Genomic DNA, 20363 nt, shown 5'->3' on the forward strand with positions numbered 1-20363 from the left:
CGAGGTCGGCGAGAGCCCCGCGACCGTCCGCACCCGCGTCGCCTTCACCATGGCCCGCGTCCTCGGCCGCCGCGCCGAGCTGATCACCTTCGGCGGCCTGCCCGAGCCCGGCGAGCACGTGGCGTGCGCGCTGCCGCCCGCCGCGGGCCGCGCCCCGCTGGTGCGCCTGCACAGCGAGTGCCTCACCGGCGACCTCTTCGGCTCCGAGCGCTGCGACTGCGGCCCCCAGCTCGACGAGGCCCTCGAACTCATCGGCAAGGAGGGCGGCACCCTCCTCTACCTGCGCCAGGAAGGCCGCGGCATCGGCCTCTACAACAAGCTCGACGCCTACGTCCTCCAGGACCAGGGCGCCGACACCTTCGAGGCCAACCGCATGCTGGGCCGCGGCTCCGACGAGCGCGACTACGGCGTGGCCGCCGCCATGCTGAAGGCGCTCGGGCAGACCCGCATCAGGCTGCTGACCAACAACCCCGACAAGGTCAGCCAGCTCCAGGCCCACGGCATAGAGGTCGTGGAGGTGATCCCCACGCACGTCCACATGACCCCGGAGAACATCCGCTACCTGTCGACGAAGGCCGAGTCCGGCGGCCACACGCTGGACACCGAAAGGGCGGGCACGCATGAAGCTGAGTGAGGTCGCCGAGTCACCGCACTTCAAGGAGTACGCGGAGCTGGCCTCGCCCGCGCTGGTGCACCTGCCCGAGGCAGACCGCGGACGCCTCCTCGGTGAGGCCGCCGCGGACCCGGCCCGGCTGGCGCGAACCGTCGAGGACCCCGCCGCGGCGCTGCCCGAGCGGCTGGCCGCCGGCGCCCTGCTGGCGCTCACCGGCGACCCGCGGCTTCGCCCGGTGCCCGCCACCGTCCACGTCCCCGGCGGGCAGGTCACCCTCGGGCTCGCGGCGGCGGACGTCGCCGCCGTGGTCGCGGACTGGGAGCACGTCGGCGTCGTCGCGGAGTGGATCGAGAAGGAGACGCCGGAACACACCGTCACCCTCGACGACTTCCGGCTCTGCACCTACCCCGTCACCAACACCGAGTACCGCGCCTTCCTCGCCGACACCGGGCACGGGCCCCGCCCCACCACCTGGTACCTCGGCGCCTACCCCTGGGAGCGTGCCAACCACCCCGTCGCGGGCATCCAGCCCGCCGACGCCGACCTGTACGCGCAGTGGCTCACCGAGCGGACCGGGCACCCCTGGCGGCTGCCCACCGAGGCCGAGTGGGAGCACGCGGCCAAGGGCGGGGACGGACGCGCCTACCCGTGGGGCGACACCTTCGACCCCGGCGCCTGCAACACCCGCGAGTCCGGAGTGCACACCACGTCCCCGGTCGGCGCCTTCCCGGCCGGACGCTCACCGTACGGAGCCCATGACATGGCCGGAAACGTCGAGGAGTTCGTCGCCGACGACTACGTCCCCTACCCGTCGGGGCCGTTCGTCGCCGACCACCTGGTGGAGACGATGGGCGGCTACCGGGTCGCGCGCGGCGGGAGCTTCTCGCGCTTCGGCGACCTGGCCCGCACCCGGCGCCGGCACGGCGCCTTCCCCGGGCCGCTGTACCCGGTGGGGTTCCGCCTCGCGACCAGCGAGCGTCCCTCATGACCGGCCCCGGCACCCCCGCCGCGCCGCCCGCCCTCACCGCGGCACTGTCCCGGCGCGCGCCCGCACCGGACGACGTCGCCTCGCTGTCCTTCGCCGAACTGGAGGAGAAGGCGCACGCGGCCCTGCCGGAGCTGGCCGCGCTGCGGCCCGCCGTCGGCGACACCCCGCTCGTGCCCGTGCCGAGCGCGCAGGGCCGCGGCACCGTGTGGGTCAAGGCGGAGTCCGGCAACGACACCGGGAGCGTCAAGGCACGCACCGCCTACGCGCTGCTGTGCGGCGCCGTCGCACGGTACGGCGCGGAGGACCTGCGGCTCGTGGAGTACTCCAGCGGCAGCCTCGCGTTCGCGCTCGCCGAGTTCTGCGCGGTGCTCGGCTTCGACCTGCACGTCGTGGTCGGGCACTTCTCGCCCGACAGCGTCAACGACGCGCTGCGCCGCGCCGGGGCCACCGTCTCCAAGGGCGACGACGGCACCGGGTTCCTCGGCGCCATGGACAAGGCCGTCCGGGTGGCCGAGGAGGAGGGGCGCCACCTGCTGTTCCAGCACTGCGCCGCCGAGGCCGTGGCCATGCACCGGCGGCTGACCGGGCACGAGATCGTCCGCCAGCTCACCGCGGCGGGCGCCGAACCCGCGGCGTTCGCGTCGTCCGTCGGCACCGGCGGCACCCTGCTCGGCGTCACCTGGGCGCTGCGCGACGTCTGGCCCGACTGCGAGGTCCTCGCGGTGTTCCCCGAGGAGGGGCCGTACGGCGACCTCAAGCCGCCGGCCGGCAAGCCCGGCATGAAGGGCACCGGCGGCCTGGGCTACGGCCTGCGGCAGCCGCTGCTGGCGCCGTGGGACGCGGAGTTCACCTTCCGTACCGTCCCGCTGCCCCGCGCGCAGCAGGCCATGCGGGCGCTCAGGTCGGAACACGGCCTCGCCGTCTGCGGCAGCGGCGCGGGCGCCTGGCTGGCCGCGTCCGACGTGGTGGACAGCGGGCGCGCAGGACGCAGCGCGGTGGCCGTCGCCGCCTCCCGCGGAACGAAGGAGGAGTGGGCCGATGCCCTCGCACAGCACTGAAGCCACGGAGCCCGACGGGCCCACCGAGTCCGCAAGGCCGAGCGAGTCCGGCAAGCCGACCGAGCCCGGCAGGCCGAGCGAGTCCGGCAAGCCCAGCGAACCCGCCGGGCCCGACGCCTACGAGTCCTACCGGAAGACGGTGGCCGACTCCTTCCAGCAGTGGTACTCCTCGGGCCGCGACTCCTGGAGCAAGGGCGGGGTCAAGTCCCGGGTGACCGAGTTCATCGTGGAGTCGGCGCCCGCCGCCGCCCCCGGCAAGCGGCGGCGCGTCCTGGACATCGGCTGCGGGCGCGGCTACCAGACGGCCGAGTTCGCCGAGGACCTCGACGCCGACGTCGTCGGGCTCGACCTGCTCGACGTGTGGGACCCGCCGGCCGTCGAGCGCGGCTCGCTCCTCTTCCGGCAGGGCGACTTCCTCGACTTCCACGACGGGCCCATGGACCTGCTCGTGGACGGCGGCTGCCTGCACCACCAGCGCCGCGACGACTGGGAGCCCTGGGTGCGGCACGGCGCGCGCCTGCTGCGCCCGGGCGGCGTCTGGGCGGTCAACATCTTCCTCAGTCCGGACGGCGACGTGGTCACCAAGCAACTCGCTGACGGCCGCCACAACTGGTGGCTGACCGAGGAGGCGGTCACCGCGCTGTTCGAGGCGTGCGGCCTCGCCTTCTCCGGCAGCGAGGAGGTCGACCGCAACTTCCAGTACGAGGGCCACTGGCTGAAGTACCTGACGCTCGCCTTCACCCGGACCTCGGGGGGTGAGCCGTGCATATCGTGATGGTGGAGGCCAGCGCGCCGCGCAGCTTCGACTACGTCGAGGACCTGGTGGCGGCCGGGCACGAGGTCTCCTTCCTCACCGAGAGCCTGGCGAACTACGCGGGCACCCAGGGCTTCGAGCGGCACAAGCTCGCGGCGCGCGTCATCGAGATCCCCGGGATGCGCGACAACGAGGACCTGGCGGCGGCCGTCCGGGGCCGCCTCGGGCCCCACCCGCCCGACGGGGTGCTCTGCGTCCACGACCACTACCTCGTCGTCTCCGCGTGCCTCGCCCGCGACCTCGGCCTGCCGCACGAGCCCGTCGCCACCCTGCGGCTGCTCACCGACAAGGCCGCGGTGCGCGAGCGCCTCACCGCGGCCGGCCTCGGGTCGCTCCGCTGGGCAGCGGTCCACACCCCCGAGGAGGGGCTGAGCGCCGCGGACGCCATCGGCTACCCCGTCGTCGTCAAGCCCGTCGCGGGCCGCATGTCCGTGGACGTCTCGGTGGTCTGGAACGCGGAGCAGGCCGCCCGCGTCCTCGCCGGTGCCCTTCAGCGGGCGCACGTCAAGCGGCTGCTCGTCGAGGAGTACGTGGCCGGCCGCGCCGTCGCCGCGCAACTGCTGGTGCAGCACGGGCGGCCGATGCTGCTCGGCTTCGGCGAGCTGCTGCCGTCCCGCGCGGACAACGCCGTCGAGCTCGGCGGCTACTTCCCAGCCAGGTTCGAGCAGCGCGGCGCGGCCCGGCGGTTCGCCTTCGACATCGTCCGCACCCTGGGCATCCGCGACAGCGCCCTGCACATCGAGATGGTGCTGACCGCGACCGGGCCCGAGCTGATCGAGGTCAACGGCCGCGCGCCGGGCTACGTGGTCCCCCGCCAGATGAACCTGGCGCTGGACCGCTCGCTCCCGCTCGACCTGGCCGCCCTGTGCACGGGGAACAGGGTGGACGAGCCCGCGGAGCCCGTCGCGTACGTCGCCCTGCGGAACCTCACCAGCGCACGCCACGGCACCGTGCGCTCCGCCGGGGTCCCCGCGGACCTGCCGGACGCGGTCACCGACTGCCATCTCACGGTGCGTCCGGGCGACCGGGTGCGGCCCGCGCGGGCGAACCACGACAGGATCGGCTACGTCCTGGCCCAGGGCTTCACCCGCGAGGCCGCGGCCCGCGCGGCGGACGAGGCGTTCGCCCGTATCCAGGAGGGGTTGGCGGTCGACGAGGCGCACGGCGAGGACGGGGACGGGGCGCACGGCGGGCGGGCGGTGCACGGAGCCGGTGGGCCCGGGGCACCCGCACCCGCCGGGCAGCCGGCCGGCGCCGGGTCCGCCCGGACCGAGGCCGCCCCCGACGACCCCGCGGCCCGCACGGACCGGTACGGGCCGCACGTGGTGCTGCTGCTCGACGCCGGCGCCGGGGGGCCGCACCCCGACCGGGTGCTCGCCGCCGCGGGAGCGGCCACCGGCCACGTCAGCGTGCTCTGGTGCGGCGCCGACCAGGCGCCGCCCGGCGTGCGGGACGGCTGGGAGCGCCGGTACGCGGGCGCGTGGCGGCACGCGCCCGGCGGCGCCGGCGCCGCGGAGGCGCTGCGCGAGCTGGGGCGGGAGCACCCCGTCGCGGCCGTGGTCGCCTTCGCACCCGGCCTCGCGGCGCTGCGGGACCGGCTCGCCGCGGACGCGAGCGGTGCCGCGGGCCCGGATCACACCGCTCCCACGACCTCCGCGCCGGCCGGCACGGCGGCGGTCCACGCCACGGCGGGCCGGGAAGCCGCCACGGCACCCCCCGGTCCCGGCCACCTCGTGCTCTGTCTGGTCGCCGGCGGCACCGTCCACCACCTCGACGTCGTCGACGACCTCGGCAGCGACGCCGACGGGCACCGCACCCTGCGGTGCCCCTCCGCGCTGCCCGCCGCCGCGCGGGAGGGCCTGCGGGCCGCCGCCGAACGCGCCGTCACCGCGGCGGGCGTCACCACGGGCACCGTCCGCTGCTTCTTCGCCACCGGGGCCGGCGACATCCCCGGCTCTCAGGAGGCCGCCCCCGCCCCTGTCCCCGTCGCCGTGTCGCCCGGCCTCGACGAGGCCACCCGCGCGGTGCACGACGCCGCGCACGCCGGGGACGCGGTGGCCCGCGCGGTCTCCGCCGCGCTCGGCAACCCGGTGCGGTCACCGGGGCCGGCCCGGCGCGCGGCCCTGCTGCGCGTCCTGGCCGCCCCGCCCGGCGACTTCCGCGTGGTGGCGGCCAGCACCGCGGACGACCTCTGCGACCACCCCGAGGTCGCCTACGCGCACGCCCCGCTGGCCGCCGGAGACGTGCACGCGGGACCCGAGCGGGCCGCCCGCCTCAGCTATGCCGTGGCGGGCCCCGACGCGGCGGCCTGCGAGGCGGCGGCCCGGCGGGTGGAGGCGTCCCTGACGTTCCGCCACACCCCGATGGACCGCACCCATGTCGTGATCGTCGACAGGATCGGCTCCGCCACCTGGACGCGGGAGGACGGCTCGCCGCTGCTGCCGCCCGAGCGCTTCCGGGTGAGCGTCCTCAGCGGCGGGGCGCGGGTCGTCGGGCCGGGCAGCGCGCCCACGGACCTCGCCGTGCGCACCGACGTCTTCGACGAGCCCGAGGTGGTGCGGCTCGTGCGGCACCTGCACCGGAGCAACCCGGTGCACCGCATCGCCGCCGCCTCGGAACGGCTGCTCGCCCCCGTCGCCGCGCTGCGCGAGAGCCTCGGGCTGCCCGGGGACACCAGCCCGTTCACCCGGAGCCTGGTGGACAAGGCCGAGATGAAGCGCCTCGCACGCCGCGCCGGCATCCCGCACGCCGACGGCAGGGTGGTGTACGAGGAAGCCGACGCGCGGCAACTCCTCGACCGGTACGGTGCCGTGGTGCTCAAGCCCAGGGAACTGTCCGGTTCGCAGGGCGTGTCGGTCTGCGCCGACCCCGCCGGGCTGCGGCGGTGGCTCGACGAGCGCTTCGTGCCGGGCGGCTTCCTGGCGGAGCGCCGGGTGTCCGCACCGATGTGCCACATCGACGCGCTGGTCCACGAGGGCGCCGTCGTCGCGTGGGACGTCTCCCTCTACCGCACCGACACCCTGGCGCTCACCCGGGGCCGCCCGCTGTCGTCGGAGACCGTCGACGACCCCGTGCTGCGGGAGCGGGCGGGCGCTCTGCTGGAACGTGTCGTCGGCGCCTGGCGGATGCGCTCCGCTACCCTCCACCTGGAGGCGTTCGCGGAGGGCGACGAGCTGGTGTTCTGCGAGGTGGCGGGCCGTCCCGGCGGCGCCGGTGTGGTGCCCGCGTTCGTCGCGACCCGGGGCATCGACCTGCGGCACGCCAAGGTCCTCATCGACGCGGGCGAGGACCCCAGGACGCTGGCGCGCGAACCCGTCGCCGCCCACGCGGGCTGGGTCGTGCACTACTCGGCGGGCGGCGTGCTGGCGGAGTTCGACGACTCCGCCGTGGCCGGCCGCGCCTACCACCGGGAGCTGCTGACGGGGATCGGGGGCACCGTGCCCCGTTCCAACTTCTCGGGAACGGGCCTGAGCACCCACGTGTTCGCGGAGTCCTCCGCCGCCGAGGTGGGCCGCCTCATCACCGCGGCCGAGGGCGGCGTCCGCATCGTCATGAAGCCGCTGTCCGACCCGGCCGGCACACCGGACCCGACGACGGGGACCACCGGCACAGCGGACCCGACCACCGGAACCAAGGGAAGGCAGGAGCCTTGCTGATCCTCGGAATCCTCGGCAGCGCCTCCAAGAACTCCGGCGCCCGCGCCGGGCTCGAAGGCGTGGCCGAGCGGGTGCGCGCGGCCGGTGCGCAGTTCCGCCTGATCGACCTGGCCACCGAGTTCCGGGAGCCGCACGACCTGGCCGACTACGACGACCCCGACCCGGGCGGGCAGACGGCGGCGGTGCGCGAGAGGGTGGCCGAGGCCGACGGCATCGTCCTGGCGACGCCCGTCTACCACGGCTCCTACAGCGGGCTGCTGAAGAACTTCCTGGACCAGTTGCTCGGCACCGCGTTCGCCGGCAAGCCCGTGGGGATCCTCGCCAACGGCGGCGGCCCCCGCAGCGCCGGCACCGCCTGCGACCAGATGCGCACCGTCGTGCGCGCCATCAGCGGCTGGGCCACCCCCAGCCACATCGCCACCACAGGCTCGGACTACACCGACGGCAGACCCAGCGAGTTCATAGGCAGCCGGATGGACGCCCTCGTGGCCGACCTGCTGTCGTTCGCGAACGCCCGGCAGGCCGCCGCCCGGCCCGGTAAGGAGTGAGCAGCAGCCCATGCTTCAGGAGATAGACATCCAGGGCAAGGCCGGCACCAGCGCCGTGCTCCAGGCCCTGCGCGACGGGTTCTTCCTGGTACGCAACACCGTCCCGGAACGCCTCCTCGACGACGCCTACGGCCTGCTGGAGGAGTTCTTCACGCTGCCCGCCGAGGACAAGCTCCGCTGCCGGGTGCCCGGCAGCAACGGCCAGTCCGGGTACACGCCGCCGCTGGTCGAGACGGCCGAGAAGGGCACGGCACCGGACTGGAAGGAGCTCTTCCACTGGGGCGCGCCGCTGCCCGCCGCGCACCCGCTGCGCGTCCGCTACCCCGCCCGGTACCCGGACCCCCGGATGCCGGACGACCTCGTGCCCGGCATCGGCAAGGTGCTGACCGAGCTGCACACCCGCATGAAGGCCTTCCAGGTGCACGTCGTCGGCGTGCTCGGCGAGGCGCTCCACGTGCACCCCGAGTACTTCGCCGAGATGCTCGACGACGGGCCGGTCGTCAACCGCGCCGCCTGGTACATCCCCATGGAGAACGCCCCGTCCGAGCAGCACATCTGGGCCGTGGAGCACAAGGACTTCGACCTGATCACCGCGCTGCCCCGGGCCACCGCGCCCGGCCTCCAGGTGCTGCACCAGGACGGCGAGTGGCTGAGCGTGGACGCTCCCGAGGGGTACGCCGTCGTCAACGTCGGCATGGTGCTGGAACGCCTCACGGACGGCCTGGCCCGCGCGGCGGTGCACCGCGTCGTCGCCGACCCCCAGCAGTCCGGGGGCCGCCTGTCCATCGTGCAGTTCTGCCACCCGACCCCGTGGTCGGTGCTGACGCCGCTCACGCTGCCCGGCATCCGCGACGGCGCCCCGCAGCGCTTCCCGACCCTGACCGCCGACGCGGTCTTCCAGCGCACGATGTACCGCATCAACCGCCTCGACGCCCAGCAGGACGGGAACGGCACCCGGCGGGACGAGAGCGGCACGCGGCAGGAGGAGGTGGGCCGCCATGCCTGACGCGGCACCCGGCACGGACGGCACCTCGGATCCGCAGGGGCACCTGGTCCTCGTCGTCGGCGTCGGAGGGCTGCGGCCCCCGGAGGCGCTGCGCGCCGTGCGCGGCGTCACCGACCGGGTCAGCGTCCTGTTCGTCACGGCGTGGGCCGACCCGGCGCCGTTGCGGGAGATGTTCAAGCAGGAGGCCGTCTCGGACGGCGAGTTCCTGGAGGTGCCCGACTTCGACGGCGCCGTGGACGCCTGCGTCGCACTCCACGAGCGGCTGCCCGTGCAGGGCGTGGTGACGTACTCGGAGGTGCTGCTGCTGCCGCACGCCCGGATCGCGCACCGCCTCGGCCTGCCCGGCAACAGCCCCGAGTCCGTCGCGATCGCCCAGTCCAAGGCGTCGCAACGCGCCGCGTTCGCCGCGCACGGGGTGCCCTCGCCGAGGCACGCCGCGCTGCGCGGCGAGGACGACATCCCGGCCGCCGTCGAGGCGATCGGCCTGCCGGCCGTCTTCAAGCCGTCCCTCGGCGCCGGCAGCCAGAACGTGCGTCGCGTGGCCACCGTCGAGGAGCTGGCCGAGGCCCTGCACGAGGCCCGGAGCGTGCGCGGCCCGTTCCTCCAGCAGGACGACACGTTCCTGCTGGAGGAGGCCATGGCGGTGGAGGGCAGCGGCGAGTCGCCCTACGCCGACTACGTCAGCGTCGAGTCGCTGCTCTTCGAGGGCAGGGCCGAGCACGTGGCCGTCTCCGACCGGCTGCGGCTGCGCCACGGCTACGTCGAGGAGGGCCTCGTCGTGCCCAGCCGCCTCGACGGGACCTGCGCCGCGGCCGTCGTGGACTGCGCGGAGCGTGCCATCCGGGCCGTCGGGCTCACCAGCGGCGCGGTGCACACCGAGGTCGCCCTCACCCCGCAGGGCCCGCGGGTCCTTGAGGTCAACGCCCGCGCGGGCGGCCCCACCCCGCCCATGCTGCGGATCGCCGCGGACTACCCCTTCGCCGCGGAGATCGCCCGCGTCGCCCTCGGGCTGCCCCCCGGCCCGCCGCCCCGCTTCACCGGGGTCGCGTGGTTCCGTTTCATCCCGATCCCCGAGGGCACCTGGCGGATCGCCTCGCAGGCGACCGCGGAGGAGACCCTGCACCGCTTCCCCGAACTGAAGCAGCTCTCGCTGCGCTTCAGACCGGGCCAGACGGCAGAACGCAGGAACACCCAGCACCTGGCGTCGTTCACCGTCCACGGCGACACCGTGGACGAGGCCAGGGCCACCGCCGCCGCCGTGGAGGACTTCCTCGCCTTCACCCTCGAACCCGTGGACCCGCCCGACGACGGGGGGCCCGGACGTTGACCGGCAGCGCACTGCACGACCACGGCGGCCCCGCGGTCTGCCGCTGCGACTCGCCGGCCCCCGGGCGCGGCGGCACCGGCCGGGTGTCGGGCCTGCTGCGCCTGGTGAAGGAGGACCTGAACGCCGTCCTGGAACGCGACCCGTCCCGCGGCAGCGTGGCGGAGGCGGTGCTGCACGCGCCCTGGCAGGGGCTCGTGCTGTACCGGTTGGCGCACCGGCTCTACGAGCGCGGGCACCGCATCGGGCCCGGGGTGATCACCTGGGTCGGCCGGATCGTCTCCGGCATGGAGGTCCATCCCGGGGCGCGCCTCGGGCGGCGCGCCTTCATCGACCACGGGTTCGGCGTGGTGATCGGGGAGTCCTGCGTGATCGGCGACGACGTGACGCTCTACCACCGCGTGACCCTCGGCTCGCGCGGCTGGTGGCAGGACGGCGGGCCGCGCGCCCAGCGCCACCCGAAGATCGGCAACCGCGTCACGATCGGCACCGGCGCGTCCGTACTCGGCCCGATCACCATCGGCGACGACGTGCGGATCAGCGCCCACGCCCTGGTCCTGACGGACAAGCTGGCGCCGAAGGCCGCCGTGGCGGAGGCCGTCGATGAGTGAGCCGGTTGTGGGGGAGGCGGCGGATGACAAGTTGCCCGCGGGGGCCCGCGGGGGCCCGAACGAGCCGCGGCGGAGGTCGCCGATGAGTGAGCCGGCCGTGGGAGAGACCGCCGATGTCTGAACGTGTCGCGGGGGAGTCCACCGATGTCTGAACGTGTCGCGGGGGAGACCGCCGATGTCTGAACGTGTCGCGGGGGAGACCGCCGATGTCTGAACGTGTCGCGGGGGAGACCGCCGATGTCTGAACGTGTCGCGGGGGAGTCCACCGATGTCTGAACGTGCCGCGGGAGAGGCCGGCGATGACTGAGCGACAGGCCGGGACCGGGACCGGGACCGGGGCCGAGCCGTCACCGCCCGCCTCCCCGGCGGCGCCCCGGCGGCGGATCTACGCGATGGGCTTCCTGGACGCCTTCGGCCTCGGGATGTACCTGTCGTTCTCGGCGGTCTACCTGAGCAAGGCCGTCGGCATGTCCAACTACAGCGTCGGCCTCGTGATGGGGGTGGCCGGCGTCGCCTCCGTGGTGGGCGCGATACCGATCGGCCGGTTCGCCGACCGGCGGGGGCCCCGGCGCGCGCTGATCGTCCTGTTCTACGCCCGCGCGCTGTCGTACGTGGGACTCGCGCTGGCCGCGGACCTGTGGACGGCCGTGCTCGCCGCCGCGTTCGGCGGGCTGCTCAACCGCGGCATCGGCCCGCTCGTGCAGTCCGCGCTGATCACGGGCCTCGGCCAGGAGGAGGCCGTCGTGCCGCTCGCCCGGATGCGTTCCGTGCGCACCGCCGCGATGGCCATCGGCGCCCTGCCCGCGGGCGCCGCCATCGCGCTCGGCGAGGTGTGGGCGTACCGCGCGATCATGGGCGCGGCGGCGGTCTTCTTCGCCGTCTGCGCCGTTCTGGCGACGACGCTGCCGACCGACCGCGGGCGCGCCAAGATGCCGGGCCGGCCGGGGCTCGTCGGCAACGGCGCGTTCCTCGGGGTCACCCTCCTCTTCGGGGCGCTGACGATGTCCGCGCTCCTGTTCGAGGTGGGCATGTCCCTGTGGATCACCCAGAGCACGCACGCCCCGGCGTGGTGCGTGACCATGAACTACGTCCTCAACAGCGTCCTGATCGTGGCCTTCCAGACCCGGATGAGCCGCGGCTCGGAGTCCCCGGGCACCGCCCGGCGCATGATGACGATGGGCGGCTTCCTGGCGGCGGCGGGCGCGGCCCTGGCACCGCTGTCCGCGGTCGGCTCGGGCTGGGTGGCCGTGCTGTCGCTGCTCCCGGTGGCGGCGCTGATGACGGCGGCGGAGATCTACGTGATGGCCGGCGCCACGAGCCTCGCCCTGGTGCACACGCCGCTGGAGCACCGGTCCACCTACCTGGCCACGTTCAACCTGGGCTTCGGCGCCGCCACCGTCGTCGGTCCCACGCTGATCAGCGTCACGCTCGGCCTCGGCACGGCCGGGTGGCTGGCGTGGGCTGCGTTCTTCGTCGTGGCGGGTGCGGCGGCACGTACCGTTCCGCTGAAGGCACGGGAGGAGGCGGTGCAGGGGGCTGCCTGACGGGCGGTCGGCAGTTGGGGAACCGGTGAACCCACGAACAGGGAGAGAAGCAGCATGATCGACGCGGGCCACGTCATCCGCATCGCCCGGCCCTCGGCGGACCTGGCCGCCGCCGAGCGCTTCTACGTCCAGGGGCTGGGCCTGAGCGTCCTGTTCAGGGTCGCGGGACGGGCCGAGGACGGCACGCACGACCTGCTGATGGTGGGTCCGGCCGGAGGCAACTGGCACCTGGAACTCACCGTCGGCACGATCGACACCGTCACACCCACTCCCACGCCCGAGGACCTGCTGGTGATCTACCTGGCGGAGCCGGTGCGCGAGGAGGCCGTGGCACGCGCGACGGAGCACGGCGGCACCGTGGTGCCCTCGCACAACCCCTACTGGGACCTGGGCGGCGTCACCATCGCCGACCCGGACGGCTACCGCGTCGTCCTCACCGAGCGCGGCTGGCAGTACAACACTCCGCTGTCCGAGCGGGACGGGGGCGGGGCCGGCTCCTGAGGGCTCTGGACCCGGCCAGGGACCGCCCCCCCCCGGATCGTCACCCGCGCATCGCCCCCCCCGGACCGTCATCCCCCCGGACCGTAACCCCCCGGACCGTCACCCTTCGGACGGCCGCCCGGCTCGCCCGGCCGGGGCGTGGGGGTGATGATCGCAGCAGTGGCCGTGCGCCGGGCCTTCTGCCGGGCCGGGCGCCTGGCCGCGCGGCGGGCGACGGTCGCCGGCGAGGGACGGACGGGCCGGTGGGCGGATGGGTGACAAGCCTGGCAGGGCTGACCGGCTTGACCGGTCCGACAGGCCGGTGGTGGTCGGGACCGACGGTTCCCCGGCCGCGTGCGCGGCGGTCGACTGGGCCGCCGACGAGGCGGCGGCCCGCGGGTTGCCGCTGCGCGTCGTGCACGCGGCCGTGTGGGCGCACTTCGAGAGCGCCGGGCGCCCGCTCGCGGACCGCGTCACGCAGGAGGCGGGGGTGCGGGCCCGGTCCCGTCGCCCCTCCGGGGCCGTCGTGACAGAGGTCCTGCTGCGCGATCCGGTGCCCGCCCTGCTCGACGAGGGCGAGTCGGCGGCCCTGCTGGTGCTGGGCAGCAGGGCGCTCGGGCCGGTCGCCGGAGCGCTGCTGGGTTCCGTGAGCCTGCCGGTGATGGGCAGGGCCCCGTGCCCGGTCGTGGTGGTCCGCGACGTGCCGCCCCTCGCGGGCGCCGGCCGCCCGGTCGTCCTCGGCGTCGGCGAGCACGGCGAGGCGGTCGCGGCGGCGGCCTTCGCGCTGGCGTCGGCGGTCGCGCGCGGCTGCGCCGTGCGGGCGGTGCACGCCTGGCGGCCCCCCCCCTCGCGGAGGGCGTCGCGCACACCGGACAGCAGGCGGGCGCCATCAGGGACGCGCGCCGTGCGGAGGCCGGAGAGCGCCTGGACGCGGTGATGGCCACCGTGCGGGGAGCCGCACCGGGCATCGAGGCGGCCCACGTCCTCGGCGAGGGACGCGCCGCGGACGTCCTGCTCGCCGCCTCCGGCGGAGCAGCCCTGCTGGTGGTCGGCGCCCACCGCCGCGGCGGCCATGCGGGACGCCGCCTCGGCCCCCTGCACCGGGCGGCGCTGCGGCACGCGCCCTGTCCGGTCGCGATTGTTCCGCACATTTGAGGTACCTCTGAGGTTTCTCTGAGGTTTCTCTGAGGTTCCAGGAATTTGCATGAGTGCGGGTCGGCCCGGAATGGCGCCCCGATCGCGCGCCTATCGTGCTTTTCGACTGCAACATCAGTCACCGGAAAGGCACGGAATGGCCACCCCGGCCTCATTCATGCCGCGGACGGTTCCGGCTCCGCCTCTCCCGGCTTCTCCGGTGGTGAAAAAACGTTCACTGTCGATTATCGGCGAGTTGTCCCCAGTGGGAGCAGCCCAGTTGGTCTCGTGCGGTTTCTGCCGTATGGGCTGGTGCTGGGGCGGATCGGCTTCACGAGTTCGTGCCCGTACGGGTCTCTGGTGTGCAGGGAATCTTCACCTTGCATCCGAATTTTCACTCGCAATTCTTCTTCCCTCTGATCTACCTCAAATCTGTATCCACCCGCGGGATCGCGTCGACAGAATCGGAGCCTCCCACTCCGGCAATGAGGCCGGAGTGGGTCCCCCTACCATGAAGGTGAATCTTCTTCATGAGTGATCTCACCACCGAAGCCGGCGTCTCCGAGGCGGTCCGGCCGGTCCTTCCCCCCGCGGACACCAGCGACCACGGGTACAAGAAAGACCTCAAATCACGGCACATCAACATGATCGCGGTCGGCGGCGCGATCGGCACGGGGCTGTTCCTGGGAGCAGGCGGGCGGCTGAACTCCGTGGGCCCGTCCCTGTTCATCGCCTACGCCGTCTGCGGCGTCTTCGCCTTCCTCGTCGTGCGCGCCCTCGGCGAGCTGGTCCTCTACCGGCCGACCTCCGGAGCGTTCGTCTCGTACGCCCGCGAGTTCATGGGGGAGAAAGGGGCCTACGCCGCCGGCTGGCTCTACTTCCTCAACTGGTCCACCACCGGCATGGCGGACATCACCGCCGCCGCGACCTACGCCCACTACTGGGCGATGTTCAGCAGCATCCCGCAGTGGGTGCTCGCCCTCGTCGCCCTCGCCGTGGTGCTCGCCGCGAACCTCATATCCGTGAAGTACTTCGGCGAGATGGAGTTCTGGTTCGCCATCATCAAGGTGGCCGCCCTGGTCGTCTTCATGGGGATCGGCATCTTCCTCATCGTCACCTCGCACGACGTCGGCGGCCACGCCCCCGGCGTGGACACCATCACCGGCCACGGCGGCATCTTCCCGGGCGGTGTCTGGCCGATGCTGCTGCTCATGCAGGGTGTGATCTTCGCCTACGCGGGCGTCGAGATGTGCGGCGTCGCGGCCGGCGAGACGGAGAACCCCGAGAAGATCATGCCGCGCGCCATCAACTCCATCATGTGGCGCGTCGGCGTCTTCTACGTCGGCTCGGTCATCCTGCTCTCGCTCCTCCTGCCGTACACCTCCTACTCCGACGGCGAGAGCCCCTTCGTCACCGTCTACTCCAAGATCGGCATCCCGGGCGCCGCAGGCGTGATGAACCTGGTCGTCCTCACGGCCGCCCTGTCGAGCCTCAACTCGGGCCTGTACTCGACCGGCCGCATCCTGCGCTCGATGTCGCACGCCGGCTCCGCACCGAAGTTCACCGGCGTGATGAACCGGGGCGGCGTCCCCTACGGCGGCATCCTCCTGACCGCCGGCTTCGGCATCCTCGGTGTGGTCCTGAACTACGTCATGCCGGGCGACGCCTTCGAGCTCGTGATCAACTTCGCCTCCATCGGCATCCTGGGCACCTGGGTCATGATCATGCTGGTCTCGCTGCTCTTCTGGCAGCGCTCCAAGGACGGCACGGTCACGCGTCCCGACTTCCACCTGCCCTGGGCGCCTTGGACGCAGATCGCGACGCTCCTGTTCCTCGGATCGGTCGTCGTCCTGATGTGGCTGGACGGCGGGGTCTCCCGGACCACGGTGTGGTGTCTGCCCGTGATCGCGGCGGCGCTGGTCGGCGGCTGGTACGCGGTCCGACGTCGCGTCACGGCGTCGTCGTCTTCCTGAACTGACAAGGATCCACGAGGGGCCAAGAAGTCCACGAGGGGCCACCTGAATGGACCACAGACGGCACGGGCCGCCCTGACCAGTCACCTGGTGGGCGGCCCCGGCCTCGTGGTGGCATGTCGAGGGGTGAGAGCGTCCCTGCTCGTGCCTGACCGGTGCGCCCACCCCACGGCGGCCAGGCGAGTCCCCACCTCGGCCCCGTCCCCGTACACCGGGTGGCACCTGGCACGCGCCCTGCCCCGCCGCGGTCGTTCCCCACAACCCCCCTACGGCGGCGCGAAACAGGGCCGTCGACGGAACTCCACTTCCCACGATCCGCGTATTCGCGTCAGAAGCCGAGTCGGGGCAGTCGGATTTCGATGGCGAGGGCGCCGAGGGCCTCCTTCTCCGGCGGATAGATGGCGCGGATGTTCGCGAGTTGCTGTTCGCGGTTCGCGGTGGGGTTGACGTTGGCCGGCCCCTCACCGTCGAGCAGATCCTCGAAGCCGCGGTACTCGGTGACCCGCGTGACCTCGACCTCGCAGGTCTCGTCCGTGCCTTTGACCCGGAAGCGGATGGTGTCGCCTGCGGCGAGGTCCGCGAGGTGCGGGTATCTCACCCGCACCTCGATGGTCTTGCTGCCCGCGGCGACGAGGTCGAAGTACTGGCGGTAGAGGTTGAGCTCGCGCACGCGGGCGCCGGCATCGGTCATCGGGAAGAAACGCTCCTGGGAGAGGGTACGGTCATCATGCGGCCGATCTCGGCAGCCGAGTACGAGCGGAAGAAATGGCGGGGGTCCGACAACAGCGTCTGGGCCACAGCTACCAGCTGGTCGGCGTATTCGGCGATGGTGCCGGGCCACTCCCGGGTGTCGAGCATCCACTTGGCGGTGCCCTCGGGCAAGTGGACGCGGCCCTCGCGGATGAGGGATTTGGACAGTTTGGCACCGGTGTCGGTGACGACCTGGGGACAGAAGAGGCGGGCGGGGAGCTGGGCGCGGGTGAGGCCGACGGCCTGGAGCGCGTCATCGATCAGCAGCGAGCCGAAGACCCAGTCGCCGCCCTTCACCATGACATGGAGGGTGTCATGGGGACTGGTCAGGGCGAGTTCCTTGACGAGGTTGCGGTACAGAGTGGCCAGGTCGAGATAGGCACCGTCGGCGGCTGTGATGGTGGCTTGGTAGGGGCCATGGTGCAGGCAGGTGGCAGACACTTGCGCGGTCTCGCGGTCGGCGAGGCGGACTCGAGTGCGTTCGGCGTGTTTCTCCGCCCAGCCGCAACCGGAGTATGGGCAGGGAACGCGTACGTGCGGGGTGCCGGTGGAGGGGGCGAGCCACCAGCGGGCGGCGTCGAGGCGGGGCAGGAGTCGGAGCCAGGTGCGGCGGAAGTGCTCGCCGGCCTGCTGCCGGCTGTAGGTCTCGATGCGGTACGCGATGCCAAGGCATTCGGAGAGGGCGCTGAAAAGAGGCTCGTAGAGAGCGGCGACGAGGTCGGCCAGGGCCTGCTGGCCGAGGGCATGGACGTACGCGCGCTGGTAGCGGTGGCCGCTGGCAGTGTCGATGGCCAGTTCGTACGGGGCGTTGTCGAGGGCGCTGAAGAGGACCTCGGCGGGGAGGCCGAAGCGGTCGCGTAGGCGAGCGGCCATGGCGAAGGCCAGGGAGTGCACGAGTGAGGTGCCGATGTGCGGGGCGCCGTTGATCTGGGTGCCGACGACCAGGACGAGTCGTTCGGGCGGGGTGGCCAGGATGCGTGGGGCCAGGACGTCCTCGGTCCGGAGGAGGGCGTTGGCGAGGACGGTGTTCGGCGAGACGGGGTGGGTCGTCATGGGATGTCCCTCCGTGTAGTCGGATCGGCCGCGCAGTGGTGGAAGACAGCCCAGACGCACTTGCCGGGACCCTGGCGTGCCGCCACCCCCCAGTCGTCGGCGATGGCAGAGACGAGGAGCAGGCCGCGGCCGTGGTCGGCGGTGTCCGGTACCCGCTGCTTGTTGGGCGTGCCGTCGCCGCTGTCCTGTACGTCGATTCGCAGGAGGGCGTCGTGGAGCAGGACGCGTACCAGGACCAGTCGGCCTGCGGGAGCTCCATGCAGCACGGCGTTGGTGGCGAGTTCCGAGGTGCACAGCCGGATGTCGTCAAGGCGTCCGGTGTGACCCCAACGGGTGAGGGTCTCGGCGACGAACGAACGGGCGGCGGCTGGGGTGGACCGGCGCCGGGGGAGAAGCATCCCGCGGTGCTCGATGGTGCCGTCGAAGGCGTGGTCCGGTGCGAGGGTTTCCGGTCTGTTGGGCATGCCCCTCAGCCAATCGCTGTCGCTCGTTCGGGTCGGGAGCCAGCCTGGGGGCCATGTCGGGGGCCACTATGGGGGCCGGACTTCGCGTGCTACGGGGAGAGGGATGGGGGATACGGGAATCGGCGCGTTGCTCGTCGGGCTGCGTACAGCCCGTGGCTGGACTCAGCAACGGGTGGCCGAGGAGTACAACGCCCTTGAGGGGCGTGCCGCGAAGACCGGCAAGGAGATCGGGCGCTATGAGCGAGAGGCCCGCATCCCGGTCCCGTACACGCGGAAGTACCTGGCGCAGGTGTTCGCCATCGATGTCGCGGTGCTCGACCAGGCCGCCGCGGCCAGCAGGAGTGGGCGGGGCGGCAACGGCACGGCAGGGGTTGGTCAAGAGCTGTCCGCGCGGTCTTCGGCGCGTTCACCCACCGCGGTGGGCGCCGTGTCGGCGGACGCGGTGGTGTCGGCCGAGTTCGCCCGGTTCATCGCGCAACGCAATGCCGATGAGTTCGTCGTCGAGCAGTTGGAGGCTGATGTCGCACGGCTCGCCCGGGCCTACGTCAGCCATCCGCTGCTGGAGCTGTACGTCGAGATCAAACGGTTGCGGGACGGCGTGTTCGAGCTGCTACGTGGACGGCAGTACCCCCGGCAGACCGCCGATCTGTATGTCACGGCCTCCCGATTGTGCGGACTCTCCGCCCACGTCTGCCTGGACTTGGGCGACTACGATTCCGCAGCCACCCATGCCCGTACCGCCCGGGCGTGTGCCGGGGCGGCCGCGCACGAGGGGATGCTGGCCTGGGTACGGGCCGTGGAGTCTCTGATCGCCTACTGGACCGGACGGTATGAGCAGGCGGCCCGGTTGGCACGGGCGGGCCGCCGGCACCGAGCAGGCGGCAGTATCGGACTCCGGTTGGCGAGCCTGGAGGCGCGGACGCTGGCCCTAGCAGGAGACCGGGCGGGTGCGGTGGCTGCCTTGACGGACGCCGAGCGCTCCCGCGAGGCGATGCCCGGCCACGACGAGGTGCCGGGCATCTTCGCCTTCCCCGCCGCCAAGCAGTTCGCCTATGCCGGAACGACCTACCTGGCCCTGAGCGACCGGGAGCACGTCAAGCGGGCCATCACCAGTGCGGACACCGCGATCCGGCTCTACCGCAGCTCGGAGGACGATGATCAGTCGGTGGGTGATCTGTTCGCCGCCCACGTCGACCTCGCCCGTGGCCATCTGCTGCTGGGCGACCTCGATGGCACCGAGGCGATGCTCGGCTTCGTTCTCGACTCCCCGCCCGAGCGGATGTCGGCCAGTATCGTGCGACGGCTCACCGCCCTGGGCCGGGAGCTGACCGAATCCCCATACGGTGGGGTCGCGCAAGCGGCGCACCTGTGCGAACGACTCCAGCACACGGCTGTCCTCGCGGCCACGCCCGTCTCACAACCCACGGAGCTGTCGACGTGACCGAACCGTCCGCTGCACACGATGCCGCCGTCACCGACCGGAGCCGCCTCGCCGGGCGCGCGTACAACAGTGACCGTGACCTCGCGGCACGCCAGTCGCTCTACCGGTGGCAGACGCCCCGGTACGACCTGCCCGGCATCGTTGCCGGGCAGGTGGCCGAGGTACGCGGATGTGTGGTGGATGTCGGCTGCGGCAACGGCACGTTCATCCGTCGGCTCCGCCAGGACCGGCCGGACCTGGCGCTGCTGGGACTGGACATCGCCCCCGGCATCCTCGCGGATGTCCCCGGCCCTGTAGCCGTGGCGGACGCCACCCGCCTGCCGCTCGCAACGGCGGGCGCCGATGCGGCCCTGGTGCTGCACATGCTCTACCACGTCCGCGACATTCCCCAGGCGATCAGGGAACTCTCCCGCGTCGTGACCCGCGACGGGCTGGTGATCGCCTCGACCAACAGCGACCACGACAAGATCGAACTCGACGACTTGTGGCAGCGGGCCGCTGGCGACGTCCTCGGTACCGGACACGGCCCGGCGCGCATCTCGCTCAGCACCCGCTTCTCCCTGGAGAAGGCCCCGGGCTTCCTCGGGGAGGAGTTCGGTCGAGTGCGGACGATCGCGCTGCCGGGCACCATCACGGTCCGCGACCCCCGGCCTGTCATCGCGCATATGGCTTCCTACCAGGCGTGGGCGGACCAGCACGACGTGCCCTTCGAAGCGACCATCGAACGGGCTCGCGCCATCCTCGCTGACCACATCGCCCGGACCGGGGCGTTCGAGATCACCTGCAAGGGCGGCATCCTGGTCTGCCGCCGTTGAGCGGGCGTGACCCGTGTCGGCGGCGTCCGCACCGGGCCCGGTCGGCACGTCGGCACAGATGAGGGCGTACGGCGGGTCGGGGCGTGCCGGT

The 20363-nt window shown here is 73.1% G+C and carries 19 protein-coding genes; 16 read left to right on the forward strand and 3 right to left on the reverse strand.

All coding sequences use genetic code 11. The features are described 5' to 3' along the window. Positions 1–49: 49 nt before the first annotated feature. The 14 genes from ribA to Sm713_RS12000 all read left to right on the forward strand — a co-directional run bounded on the left by ribA (position 50) and on the right by Sm713_RS12000 (position 15749). A complete protein-coding gene (gene ribA / locus Sm713_RS11940; protein ID WP_212911956.1) occupies positions 50–634 on the forward strand; it encodes a GTP cyclohydrolase II in 585 nt (194 codons plus the stop codon). Continuing rightward, a complete protein-coding gene (locus Sm713_RS11945; RefSeq protein ID WP_212909602.1) occupies positions 621–1601 on the forward strand; it encodes an SUMF1/EgtB/PvdO family nonheme iron enzyme in 981 nt (326 codons plus the stop codon). Before ribA ends, Sm713_RS11945 begins: the two co-directional genes overlap by 14 nt. Beyond that, positions 1598–2659 carry a pyridoxal-phosphate dependent enzyme gene (locus Sm713_RS11950; RefSeq protein WP_212909603.1) on the forward strand — a complete coding sequence of 354 codons (1062 nt, stop codon included), beginning with the start codon at positions 1598–1600 and terminating at the stop codon, positions 2657–2659. Before Sm713_RS11945 ends, Sm713_RS11950 begins: the two co-directional genes overlap by 4 nt. After that, a complete protein-coding gene (locus Sm713_RS11955) occupies positions 2640–3434 on the forward strand; it encodes a class I SAM-dependent methyltransferase (RefSeq protein WP_212909604.1) in 795 nt (264 codons plus the stop codon). The genes Sm713_RS11950 and Sm713_RS11955 overlap by 20 nt, the downstream gene beginning before the upstream one ends. Next, positions 3422–7129 carry an ATP-grasp domain-containing protein gene (locus tag Sm713_RS11960; protein WP_212909605.1) on the forward strand — a complete coding sequence of 1236 codons (3708 nt, stop codon included), beginning with the start codon at positions 3422–3424 and terminating at the stop codon, positions 7127–7129. Before Sm713_RS11955 ends, Sm713_RS11960 begins: the two co-directional genes overlap by 13 nt. Beyond that, positions 7123–7677: an NADPH-dependent FMN reductase gene (locus Sm713_RS11965; protein ID WP_283249772.1), complete on the forward strand. Its 555-nt coding sequence runs from the start codon at positions 7123–7125 to the stop codon at positions 7675–7677. The genes Sm713_RS11960 and Sm713_RS11965 overlap by 7 nt, the downstream gene beginning before the upstream one ends. Before the next feature lie 10 nt (positions 7678–7687). Continuing rightward, positions 7688–8683 carry an isopenicillin N synthase family oxygenase gene (locus Sm713_RS11970; protein WP_212909606.1) on the forward strand — a complete coding sequence of 332 codons (996 nt, stop codon included), beginning with the start codon at positions 7688–7690 and terminating at the stop codon, positions 8681–8683. Continuing rightward, complete coding sequence (locus tag Sm713_RS11975; protein WP_212909607.1) at positions 8676–10010, forward strand: acetyl-CoA carboxylase biotin carboxylase subunit family protein; 1335 nt, start codon at positions 8676–8678, stop codon at positions 10008–10010. The genes Sm713_RS11970 and Sm713_RS11975 overlap by 8 nt, the downstream gene beginning before the upstream one ends. Next, positions 10007–10618: a serine O-acetyltransferase gene (locus tag Sm713_RS11980; RefSeq protein WP_249416242.1), complete on the forward strand. Its 612-nt coding sequence runs from the start codon at positions 10007–10009 to the stop codon at positions 10616–10618. The genes Sm713_RS11975 and Sm713_RS11980 overlap by 4 nt, the downstream gene beginning before the upstream one ends. A 299-nt stretch (positions 10619–10917) precedes the next feature. Beyond that, complete coding sequence (locus Sm713_RS11985) at positions 10918–12162, forward strand: MFS transporter (RefSeq protein WP_212909608.1); 1245 nt, start codon at positions 10918–10920, stop codon at positions 12160–12162. A 54-nt stretch (positions 12163–12216) separates the two neighbouring features. Further along, positions 12217–12663, forward strand: a complete 447-nt coding sequence (locus Sm713_RS11990; protein WP_212909609.1) for a VOC family protein — start codon at positions 12217–12219, stop codon at positions 12661–12663. A gap of 250 nt (positions 12664–12913) precedes the next feature. Then, positions 12914–13579, forward strand: coding sequence for a universal stress protein (locus Sm713_RS11995; protein ID WP_249416243.1), 666 nt, complete (start codon positions 12914–12916; stop codon positions 13577–13579). Next, entirely contained in the window at positions 13567–13797 is a 231-nt protein-coding gene (locus Sm713_RS40315) for a universal stress protein (RefSeq protein ID WP_374196042.1), read from the forward strand. Before Sm713_RS11995 ends, Sm713_RS40315 begins: the two co-directional genes overlap by 13 nt. Before the next feature lie 509 nt (positions 13798–14306). Continuing rightward, positions 14307–15749: an amino acid permease gene (locus tag Sm713_RS12000; RefSeq protein ID WP_212909610.1), complete on the forward strand. Its 1443-nt coding sequence runs from the start codon at positions 14307–14309 to the stop codon at positions 15747–15749. A gap of 328 nt (positions 15750–16077) precedes the next feature. Here Sm713_RS12000 and Sm713_RS12005 read toward each other — a convergent pair whose 3' ends face one another. From Sm713_RS12005 to Sm713_RS12015, 3 genes are read right to left on the reverse strand one after another with little or no spacing between them, the layout of a single operon-like run. Then, the gene (locus tag Sm713_RS12005) at positions 16078–16440 is read right to left on the reverse strand and encodes an ASCH domain-containing protein (protein ID WP_212909611.1); all 363 of its coding nucleotides are present in this window, start codon (positions 16438–16440) and stop codon (positions 16078–16080) included. Continuing rightward, on the reverse strand, positions 16437–17552 hold the full coding sequence (locus Sm713_RS12010; protein ID WP_212909612.1) for a hypothetical protein: 1116 nt from the start codon (positions 17550–17552) through the stop codon (positions 16437–16439). Before Sm713_RS12010 ends, Sm713_RS12005 begins: the two co-directional genes overlap by 4 nt. Beyond that, positions 17549–18016: an ATP-binding protein gene (locus Sm713_RS12015; RefSeq protein WP_212909613.1), complete on the reverse strand. Its 468-nt coding sequence runs from the start codon at positions 18014–18016 to the stop codon at positions 17549–17551. The genes Sm713_RS12010 and Sm713_RS12015 overlap by 4 nt, the downstream gene beginning before the upstream one ends. 172 nt (positions 18017–18188) lie before the next feature. Here Sm713_RS12015 and Sm713_RS12020 point away from each other — a divergent pair, with 172 nt between their 5' ends. After that, a complete protein-coding gene (locus Sm713_RS12020) occupies positions 18189–19457 on the forward strand; it encodes an XRE family transcriptional regulator (protein WP_249416244.1) in 1269 nt (422 codons plus the stop codon). After that, positions 19454–20272 carry a class I SAM-dependent methyltransferase gene (locus tag Sm713_RS12025; RefSeq protein ID WP_212909615.1) on the forward strand — a complete coding sequence of 273 codons (819 nt, stop codon included), beginning with the start codon at positions 19454–19456 and terminating at the stop codon, positions 20270–20272. Before Sm713_RS12020 ends, Sm713_RS12025 begins: the two co-directional genes overlap by 4 nt. Positions 20273–20363: the final 91 nt, after the last annotated feature.

The sequence above is a fragment of the Streptomyces sp. TS71-3 genome (genome assembly GCF_018327685.1).
Taxonomy (GTDB): Bacteria; Actinomycetota; Actinomycetes; order Streptomycetales; family Streptomycetaceae; genus Streptomyces.

Bases quoted from the DNA above. Each gene is read 5' to 3' on its own strand.
- Sm713_RS11955 (WP_212909604.1), top strand. From the start codon at position 2,640: ATGCCCTCGCACAGCACTGAAGCCACGGAGCCCGACGGGCCCACCGAG.
- Sm713_RS11985 (WP_212909608.1), top strand. From the start codon at position 10,918: ATGACTGAGCGACAGGCCGGGACCGGGACCGGGACCGGGGCCGAGCCG.
- Sm713_RS11975 (WP_212909607.1), top strand. From the start codon at position 8,676: ATGCCTGACGCGGCACCCGGCACGGACGGCACCTCGGATCCGCAGGGG.
- Sm713_RS11995 (WP_249416243.1), top strand. From the start codon at position 12,914: ATGGGTGACAAGCCTGGCAGGGCTGACCGGCTTGACCGGTCCGACAGG.
- ribA (WP_212911956.1), top strand. From the start codon at position 50: ATGGCCCGCGTCCTCGGCCGCCGCGCCGAGCTGATCACCTTCGGCGGC.
- Sm713_RS12010 (WP_212909612.1), bottom strand. From the start codon at position 17,552: ATGACGACCCACCCCGTCTCGCCGAACACCGTCCTCGCCAACGCCCTC.
- Sm713_RS11990 (WP_212909609.1), top strand. From the start codon at position 12,217: ATGATCGACGCGGGCCACGTCATCCGCATCGCCCGGCCCTCGGCGGAC.
- Sm713_RS12015 (WP_212909613.1), bottom strand. From the start codon at position 18,016: ATGCCCAACAGACCGGAAACCCTCGCACCGGACCACGCCTTCGACGGC.
- Sm713_RS12005 (WP_212909611.1), bottom strand. From the start codon at position 16,440: ATGACCGATGCCGGCGCCCGCGTGCGCGAGCTCAACCTCTACCGCCAG.
- Sm713_RS11970 (WP_212909606.1), top strand. From the start codon at position 7,688: ATGCTTCAGGAGATAGACATCCAGGGCAAGGCCGGCACCAGCGCCGTG.
- Sm713_RS12000 (WP_212909610.1), top strand. From the start codon at position 14,307: ATGAGTGATCTCACCACCGAAGCCGGCGTCTCCGAGGCGGTCCGGCCG.
- Sm713_RS11950 (WP_212909603.1), top strand. From the start codon at position 1,598: ATGACCGGCCCCGGCACCCCCGCCGCGCCGCCCGCCCTCACCGCGGCA.
- Sm713_RS11945 (WP_212909602.1), top strand. From the start codon at position 621: ATGAAGCTGAGTGAGGTCGCCGAGTCACCGCACTTCAAGGAGTACGCG.